This is a genomic window from Candidatus Auribacterota bacterium, from assembly GCA_026392035.1.
Taxonomy (GTDB): Bacteria; Auribacterota; Tritonobacteria; order UBA1439; family UBA1439; genus JAPLCX01.
On sequence record JAPLCX010000108.1, the window covers coordinates 63,358 to 72,710 of the forward strand.

The following is a 9,353-nucleotide window of genomic DNA, read 5'->3' on the forward strand; positions in this document are numbered from 1 at the left end:
TAATCATGATACAAGCCACAAGTCTAGAGAATATAGTTACAACACATCGCCTTATCCAAGGTGATGCCAGAGAAATGTCATATATCCCGAACGAATCAATCCATCTTGTGATTACATCACCACCTTACTGGACATTAAAGAGATACAATGAAAATCCAAGACAGTTAGGGCATGTTTCCGGATACGAACAATTTCTTAATGAGCTACAAAAGGTATGGACCGAGGTTTATAGAGTGCTTGTTCCCGGAAGCAGGCTAGTTTGCGTGATCGGGGACGTATGCCTTTCCAGAAAGAAGTTTGGGAGGCATGTAGTTGTTCCTCTGCATGCTGATGTTTGCGTGATGTGCAGGAAGATTGGCTTTGACAATCTTAATCCTATCATCTGGCATAAAATTTCGAACGCTGCTTTTGAAGCGAACGACGGATCAAAATTTTTAGGCAAACCATATGAGCCTAATGCGATTATTAAAAACGATATCGAGTTTATTCTGATGCAAAGGAAGCCGGGGGGCTATAGGAAGCCCACGGAAGAGCAACGCCGGCTAAGCAAAATAGGCAAGAACGAATTCAACGAATGGTTCCGTCAGTTCTGCACCTTAACGGGAGCTTCTACAAAAAATCATCCAGCACCTTTCCCTTTAGAGTTAGCTAATCGTTTGGTGCGGATGTTTTCATTTTGGGGGGATACGGTCCTAGATCCTTTCTGTGGGAGCGGTACTACAATGCTGGCTGCCATGAGGTGTCACCGCAATAGCATAGGGGTTGAAATAGATAGAGAGTATTGCCGTATGGCCGCGCAGCGATTGATTAAGGAAAATCAGGATTTTTTCTCTAAAACCCGTTTGGAGTTCAAAAAGCAGATTAATAGTAAAGACCAGGGCTTGATTCTCCATGAGGATAAAGCTTTATATGTGGCGCACAAGAAAAAACAAAAAATGAAAGCCGCATCATAATTACTCGCATGAGCCCCACACAGGATAGGAAATGTAGTGGGGTTCTATTGCCTCTACCGCCATCGCTGCTACCCAGTTATCTTCCAGCTTGTTGCCTACAGCAAAAATCAGGGTCAAACCTCGTCTATTGACTGCGAGACAACCGGATGATCGGTGACAATGGCGCGAGGCCCGGCAGGTGGTACTCGAGTTGATCTGCCGGGTGGAATGGTGAGGCGAGGTTACTGCATTTCCTCGGAGCGGAGCTGGGTGAGGTAGGAGGGATGCCGTGGAAGATGATCGCGAGCGGTTCCGGGAGAATATCCAGACGGATAAACAGTTGTTCAAACGTCGATAGGATGTATCGAACTTTTCTTAGTCAATAAACGAGGTTTGACCCTGATTTTTTTCTGGGAATTAATCTTCGGGAGCTCGTGTTAAATGATAAAATATGAGTTGCGGCAGGGATCAGCATATTGTATTATTTAGTACAAATACTTGTACAATAACGTACAAATACTTGTACTCCTATGGAATACAAAATAAATAGAGACGGGCTTTTAACGGAGATGGGGATCTGGAACGGGTTTCTTGGCCGTTCGGTGAGATTGATTGCCTGCGGCGGCACAGGGCTTACTCTTCTGGGAGTGAAAGATTCAACAAAAGACATAGATTTGATGGTGCCAGACGAATGGGAGCATAGTTATCTCCTGAGCATTTTGAAGCAGTTCGGTTACAAGCAGGTAACCGGTTATGGATGGGCTAGAGGCGGGGGATTCGTGTTCGATCTCTTCCGTGGAAACAGAATACACACCACGGAATTGCTGGAATCCCCTCTGGAAAAGGGCAATCATCTCATGTTCAAGGAATACAGCCGGATCTATCTTGGAATTCTCAATTACTATGACCTGATTATAAGCAAACTGTTCCGTGGCACATCCGTTGACTTTGATGACTGCGTGGCCTTAGTGCGTGTCAAACATCGCGAGGTTGATTTTGGCAGGCTATGTAATCGCTATCGAGATACTGCCGCATATGATGTGTCCGAGATAAATGTGTTGAAGAACTTGGACACTTTCATTCACCTGATTAGAAAAGAGGGGCTCTACAATGACAACACGCTCACTTCGTGAAAGGGTTGCACAAATGGGGTTCCCTCTTCTTGGGGTTGAAGAGGACTTGAACGTCAACGAGACGCTGGCCGAGGTCGTCAAAAGCAAGGAACTCAGATTGTGGGAGGCATTCCCTGTTTTGCTTGCGCGAAGCGTTGAGAAAGGGCTTTTCGATTATTCCGAGGTCAGTTCCGGTTTGACCACTACGGAGAGGGATGATCTGGATTCCCTTGTCCGTGTATCATGTGCACTCTATCGTGCCCTTGGTCTCAAGTTTGATTGGTGCCGGCGGCTGGAATCTCTTCCTCCCCTTCAGGAATGGCAAGGCCGGACTGAGTTAAAGAGCTTCAAGGCCAGGAAAGATGTAAAGGCGGGATCCCTGGTGCTCTCAACCGACAGAATGATGGCTCATTTTCAGAGCTACTTTAATGCGGAAGAGCGCAATCTTAGAGATCTCCTTGCCCACAAGGAAGAGTATTCTCTTGAGGTCGCATTGTCGCAGATCTTCTCGCCGAAACAAAAAGAGCTTTTCCTTAAGAAACTGAAGGGCGATAAATTGTCAAAGACAGAGATGGAGTATTATTCGCGCCGGGTGAAGAAGAAGGCCCTTGCCCTTGCAAACGAAGAGTTGCATAAATTGGCCAGAAGCTTGTAAATCCTGAGTTTGATCATGGATACAGATTATCTGACAGAGATGGCCTATAACTGCATTCGCCTGGCAAATGAAGCCTCCGATGTATTGAAATCGGAACTCGGCGCCATGTGCAGCAGGTTTAAGACTGAAGATGCGTATCTGAAAGGGATTCTGAGATATGTGAAGGAGATCGAAAGAGATCCGGAGGACTATCTGGACTGTTGGAATCTACTGGACGATATCGACCTCGGGATTTTCGCGCAGAGAGTAAAGATACTGCGAGAATATATTGATACTACCATAGCCACGCCAATCAAGGATCGCGGGAAACCGGCGTTCCCTTGAGATCATGTGTCGGGACGCGAGAGGATACTCAAAACATCAGGGTCATCTCTACACTAACAAGTTAGTTGTAAATCTGTTTCACCCGTTTCGCCAATTTTCGGTCTTTCAACATCTGCTTCTGAAGACGCATATGATTATTCGTCACCGGAGCTCCGCCAATCCCACTCAATTCAGCTCCCAATTTCTCGAGAGGCCTATAGCTCATAGGCCATGCCCTGAATTGATGACCCTGATGTGACTTCCATAAACCCATTTCCGATGAGCAGATGTAAAAGCTTCAGGGCCAGACCATGATTATTGACTAAGTACACCTTGTCATAAATACGGTTACGCGATGCAACCCGTGCGCAACACGTTGCACCATGTCATTGCGAGGAGTCCCGCTTGGGGGGACGATGAAGCAATCCGCTCCAAAGGTTTATAGAGATGAGATTGCCGCGCCCCACTTCGTGGGGCTCGCAATGACATGATAGGGCTGATAGCGATTGTTGTCGCACAGTTGAAATACGTCACCTAACTTTATGACCCCGAGCACTAAGGGTCCTATTGCCACATGGCAAGATCGCCGAGGATTGAATATCCGGCACGGTATCCTGGCCCGAGTCGCGGGAGAGAGCGTGATGAGATATCCAGATACGGCAAGGGCAGGCAGCGGTTTCTCGAGGAAGAATTATCAGAGCGCAAACATAAAATGGAAACCCGAGGAATCCTGTTGGCCTTGCCTGCGCCTGGTACTATAATTGATCCAAGAGAACCGAGGGGACATGTGAGGGCAGGCGGGATAGGCAAGGATAAGCCGCACTCTTACGTAATGGGACAGTTATGGGGTGGGAGATACACCCTCAGCCCTGCCCTTCCTTCGGCAGGCTCAGGACAGGCTCCCCTTTGGAGGGGGAGGGGATATGATCCTAGACCCCGCCGAAACTGATCCATCGCACTCTTGCGCGCATTTGGCAAAGACAGAGGGCACATGGAAGAGTTTCCCCGCAGAGATCGGGGGATTGTAAAGGGAGGCTGATTCTCATGGAAAACAGGGAGATTGCCGATATCTTCGAGGAGATTGCGGATATCCTCGATATCCGGGGTGAGAACCCGTTCCGGATACGGTCGTACAGGAACGCCGCGCGTGCGATCGGGGATATGTCCGAGAGCGTTGCCGCGATGGTGCGTGAGGGGAAAGATATCGAGACTATCCCCGGGATCGGGAAATCCATCGATGAGAAGATAAGGGAGATTGTCACTACAGGAAAGCTCAAATTCCTCAACGAGTTGCGCGCGAGCCTTCCGAAGGGGCTCACGGAGCTTCTCCGGATCGAGGGGCTCGGTCCCAAAAAGGTGAAACTGTTCTATGAAAAAATGAAGATTGATTCCGTCGACAAGCTCGAGGCGGCCGCGAAGGGAGGCACGCTGCGCGAGCTTGAGGGGATGGGGGACAAGAGCGAAGAAAATCTATTGAAGGCGATTGCGCGCTACCGGGCGGGGCAGGGGCGGTTCAAACTCTCCGTAGGTCTGGAGTACGCGGAGTCTATCGCCCGCTACCTCAAGAAGTCCAAGGGTGTGAAGGCGATCGAAGCGGCGGGAAGCGTCAGGCGGAGGAGGGAGACAGTGGGGGATCTGGATATCCTGGCGATCTGCGCCCCCGGCTCGGATATTATGGATCGATTCATCAAATATGACGGCATCGAGCAGGTCACTGCGAAGGGGACGACGAAGTCGAGCGCCCGCCTCTCCTGCGGCCTCCAGGTGGATGTGCGGATGCTCCCCGTGGAGAGTTTCGGGGCTGCACTCCTGTACTTTACCGGTTCAAAAGAGCACAACATCGCGATCCGGACACGCGCAGTGGAGCGGAAATTGAAGGTGAGCGAGTACGGCGTGTTCCGGGGAGAGAAGCGCATCGCCGGCAAATCGGAAGAAGATGCGTACAAGGCATTGGGGCTACCGTTTATTCCCCCTGAGATCCGTGAAAACCACGGTGAGATCGAGGCGGCGGAGAAGGGGATGCTCCCCAGTCTCATTGAGCTCAGAGACATACGGGGTGATCTTCAGATGCACACCACCGCAACGGACGGCAAGGCGTCGATCCTCGACATGGCACAGAAGGCAAAGGATCTCGGTTATGAGTATATCGCCATTACAGATCATTCGAAGGCGGTGAAGGTTGCGGGGGGACTCGACGAGAAAGAACTCGCCCGGCATCTGAAAGCTATCGAGAAGGCGCAGGATCAGATCAAGGGACTGCGCATCCTCAAGGGGATCGAGGTGGATATCCTCCCTGACGGCACACTCGATCTCGACGACGCAATCCTGAAGGAGTGCGATATCTTGATCGGGGCGGTCCATTACCGGTTTAATCTCCCCGAGGATGAGATGACGCGGCGGATTATCAAGGGGATCAGCAACCCGTGCGTGAATATCTTCGGCCATCCCACCGGCCGCCTCATCCTGGAGCGCCCCGGCTACGCGGTGAACATAGAGGAACTCGTCAAGGCCGCGAAGGATCTCGGGGTCGCTCTTGAAATCAACGCGCACCCCGACCGGCTCGATCTCAGGGACATCCACGCGAGGCTGGCGAAGGAGAACGGCGCGAAACTGGTCATATCGACCGATTCCCACTCGACACAGCAATTGGAACTCATGCGCTACGGCATTTTTACCGCCCGGCGCGGCTGGGTGGAAGCGAAGGATGTGATCAATACCTATCCGCTCGAGAAAATGCTTAAAATGCTGCGGAAGTAATGCAGCACCCGAGAGAGACTGAGGCCCCTATCTCCCGATGCGCTGGTGGGTGATGCTGTCGAAAAAGTTGACTATGTTCTTGCTCACCGGCGAGAGGGGGATAAGGGTGAGTGTTGGGTTCGCGGCGGTGCCCGTCACCTGGAATTGAACCAGATTCCCCACGAGATTGTCGAGGGCCGGTTGGAGCAGGAGGTCGGCGAAGAGCAACGGCGTCTTGCTCACGGGGCGTACGTAAAAAGTGAACGCGATCGTCCCGTCATATTTCCCCGTCCCCTCGCCATAGATGTCGAGTACGTCGCTCACCAAGCTGATCTTATCGAACACAAGCCCCTGCTCGGAAAACGAGAAATTGATGGTACAGTGCTGGAGAGGTTCCTCACCCGTCCAGAGAGGATATTGGAGTTTGGATAGAATCATCAGGATGAGAGGGAAATTCCAGAGCCGGGCATCCGGGACGGCGATTTCACCCTTCCCCTGGTATGTTTCCAGGCTGTGGTCTCCCTGGAAAGTGACGTAGCCGCTACCCTTCCCGCTCGCGGAGGAATCGATCTTGAAGAGACGGAGCAGATCCGGGATATCGATATCCTCAAGCGTGTAGCGGTTGAAATAGGTGCTGGGGATATCGAGGTTGATGATGCTGTACCCTTCCACGTGTCCGGTGCAAAGCTCGCCCTCAAGATGATTGATAACCACCGAGTAGGGATCGATGAAAAGCCGTCCGGTTGCTTTGTTCACCGGGAAGAGGAGATAGGTGAGTGACGCCTCTTGTGCGGTGAATACCAGGCTATAGTCGCTCTTCCCCAGGTCGCGCCAGCAGTAGGTGATGTTGCCTGTCAGATCGAATAACCCGCAGGGGTGATAGCGATTCCAGGTTTTTGTTCCTATCTGCGGAAAGTTCCGCACCCATTGCTCGGTGATATTGAGATCCCTGCCCTCGATGGTGAGCCGGATCGTCTCCGTCTCACCGTCGATGTTCCCGCTCAGCAAATAGTCGCCCCATGCGGGGTCGCGCACCGTGCCGCGTACGGCAAGCAGGCGCAATGATGCAAATGGGGTGATCTCACAGTCAAGGCCCTGGAGCGTGTCGCCCCCGATTCTGAGTTTTCCCCTGGTGAGCCGGAAAAGGGGAGGCCTGCCGCCAACGGGGATACCGCTGCGAAGCACTCTTGACCAGTTCGACTTTCCCGCCTGGTCTTTGCCGATTGTGAGCTCTGCGTTATCCATGGTAAACTCGGCGATTTCCATCTTCAATCCGAGGAGCGAGCGCCATCGTGGTCGCACCTTGATGAGCCCGGCATTAAAAAGCGCCTCGCCGCCGGGGGATTTTTTCACGGTGAGGCCACTCAACGTAAGACCGCGCAGGGGGTGAAGAGAGGCCGCGCCGACAGTGATATCCGCCGAGAGATATTGAGTGAGGATGCGGTGCACATGTGCCTTGAGCGCGGATGGGGAGAGGAAGAGCGAGTAACAGGCGAGTGAGAGAATCAACGCCAGCGGTAAGATCAAGATCAAGAGACGATGCACTATGCGCATACGATTATTATTGTAATGGGGTGCGCCTGCGGTACAAAGGGGAAAATACCCCCGCTGCTACTGTACACGCCGGGGATCCACTCGTTGATCGTTAAGCAGTTTCGGGAGACGGTCTAGCCTGCCTTAAGCGGTAAGCTGTAAGCAGTAAGCATTATGCGTATAGCTTAATGCTTATCGTTCGCAGGCGATTTTGTCATTTGTGTTTTGGTATTTGTCATTGTGATAGTTGCTCAGTGTCCTCTGTGGCGTGCGGTTATTGGAATTCAGAGGCACTAAGTTAGGCTTCGCAATTGTGGGAGGGGCATCTTGCCCCGATAATCGCGGTTGGAAGCCGCTCCCACAATTATTGAAATTCCTAGAAAAGTTAGTTCTTTGGGGCCGGGGCCGCGGTCTTTTCGTCTTCCGGGGGTTGCGCGCCGCCCGTTTCCTTGGGGATGTATCCGTACAGGCTCGCTTCAATCTCTTTCTGCTTCGGGTTATCGGTCTTGAAGATAATCTTCGCCCGCACGACACCTTGTGTGGCCGCCGGAGCCTTTCCCGTCAGGGTGAAGGTGTGCGTCTCGGCTGCCGCCACGGGGGCGGCCGGGGTTATGGTGAAATCCTTGTTGTCAATTTCAACCGCCTCCACCTTGAACGGCTGTCCCTTGATGTTGTTGAGAGCGATGGTCTTGCTGATCTCCTGTCCCGGCTTGAGCGACCCCAGGTTTATGCGGCTGGGTGTCGCCTGGATATCGCCGTTCACAACGATGCGAACGTTGATATCGATTTTGGGCTTTGCCTTTAGATTCGTTGCGACGCTGACGGTTTCAAAGTAGCGCCCGGGGTTGGTATCGGGTTTGAGGCCTATTTCGAGCGTGTAGCGTTTCTTCCCCTTTTCAGGCGTGCCTTCGGTGAGTTTGGTGGTGACGAGGTTGAGGCGCTGGCTGATCTCTCCGAGCGTGAGCGACTCGTCCGTCGTCTGCGCGATCGTCACGGTGCGGGAAGTGTCTTTTTCCTTATCGCTGATGCTTATGCTCGAGGGCTCCACGCTCACCTGAGGAGTAATGGTCCCCTTTAGGGTCAGGGTCGCTTTCGGGTCGGCCGGGTCATTCGATAAGACATAGATATGTTTCGTCTGGGCTCCCTGCCGTCCGCCGACGGTAAAAGTAGCGGTGACCTCTCCCTTGCCCCCGGGAGGAACCGTGTTCGCGGAGAGTAGTGCGGCCGTACAGCCGCAGGTGGTATTGACTTTATCTATTTTAAGGTCACCTTTTCCTTCATTCGTGAATTTGTATATGTGTTCAACCTTATCCACGCCGATGACCTCGCCGAAATCATACTCCTTCTTTTCGAAGACAATTTTCGGCTGCGGACCCCCGGGTGTTGACGTTGGTGCCGCTACCGTGGGACCTGTTGCGGGCGGCTGTCCGGCCGGCGCTGCGGGTGGCTGAACGGCAGGCTCTGCGGGCTTCGGTGCCTCGACCTTTGGAGCCGCTGCAGGTGGCTGAACATCAGGCGCTACGGGCTTCGGGGCCTCGACCTTTGGAGCCGCTGCGGGTGGCTGAACGTCAGGCGCTGCGGGCTTCGGGGCCTCGACCTTTGGAGCCGCTGCGGGCGGCTGAACGGCAGGCGCTGCGGGTTTCGGTGCCTCGACCTTTGGAGCCGCTGCGGGCGGCTGCGCGACTGGCGCTATTGGTTTTTCGGCTTTTGCGGGCTCTTGTCCCTTGGGCGGAGCGGGTGATTTCCGACCCATGGCGAGCGAGCTTGCAGGGGTGAGGAGCGAGACCGTCAATCCAAGAGTAATCATGGATAGTACCGTTTTGATTTTCATTGTGCGCTACTCCTTTCGGGTTGTACGAGCCATAAAAATTGTGTCTCGTAATAATTGGCAGAAACTATAGCAAAAAGGGGGGGTATATGCAATATGTGAAAGCGTTTGGGTGTAAGGGGTCACCCATCAAAGGCGCGGAGTCAATAGACATAGTTCCTCCCTTCCAGCGCATGAGCGCTGGTTCAGCTAGTTACTCCGATTACGACAGCACCCGCGACCTGCTTTCTGCCCTGTCCCGAACCCGACTAGCT

At 52.8% G+C, this 9,353-nt stretch carries 7 protein-coding genes; 5 read left to right on the top strand and 2 right to left on the bottom strand.

Features of this window, described 5'->3' with window-relative positions; all coding sequences use genetic code 11:
- Positions 1-5: 5 nt before the first annotated feature.
- The 5 genes from NTX71_11670 (at position 6) to polX (ending at position 5,759) form a co-directional block, all read left to right on the top strand.
- Positions 6-953, top strand: a complete 948-nt coding sequence (locus NTX71_11670) for a site-specific DNA-methyltransferase (protein ID MCX6340556.1) — start codon at positions 6-8, stop codon at positions 951-953.
- 509 nt (positions 954-1,462) lie between these two features.
- The gene (locus tag NTX71_11675) at positions 1,463-2,065 is read left to right on the top strand and encodes a hypothetical protein (GenBank protein ID MCX6340557.1); all 603 of its coding nucleotides are present in this window, start codon (positions 1,463-1,465) and stop codon (positions 2,063-2,065) included.
- Positions 2,043-2,699, top strand: a complete 657-nt coding sequence (locus NTX71_11680; GenBank protein MCX6340558.1) for a hypothetical protein — start codon at positions 2,043-2,045, stop codon at positions 2,697-2,699. Before NTX71_11675 ends, NTX71_11680 begins: the two co-directional genes overlap by 23 nt.
- A gap of 15 nt (positions 2,700-2,714) precedes the next feature.
- Complete coding sequence (locus tag NTX71_11685) at positions 2,715-3,023, top strand: hypothetical protein (protein ID MCX6340559.1); 309 nt, start codon at positions 2,715-2,717, stop codon at positions 3,021-3,023.
- Between the two features lie 1,023 nt (positions 3,024-4,046).
- The gene (gene polX, locus NTX71_11690; GenBank protein MCX6340560.1) at positions 4,047-5,759 is read left to right on the top strand and encodes a DNA polymerase/3'-5' exonuclease PolX; all 1,713 of its coding nucleotides are present in this window, start codon (positions 4,047-4,049) and stop codon (positions 5,757-5,759) included.
- 27 nt (positions 5,760-5,786) lie between these two features.
- On the opposite strand, the gene NTX71_11695 is transcribed toward polX, so the two are convergent.
- Complete coding sequence (locus tag NTX71_11695; GenBank protein MCX6340561.1) at positions 5,787-7,271, bottom strand: hypothetical protein; 1,485 nt, start codon at positions 7,269-7,271, stop codon at positions 5,787-5,789.
- Between the two features lie 385 nt (positions 7,272-7,656).
- On the bottom strand, positions 7,657-9,102 hold the full coding sequence (locus tag NTX71_11700) for a DUF1573 domain-containing protein (GenBank protein MCX6340562.1): 1,446 nt from the start codon (positions 9,100-9,102) through the stop codon (positions 7,657-7,659).
- Between the last annotated feature and the right edge of the window lie 251 nt (positions 9,103-9,353).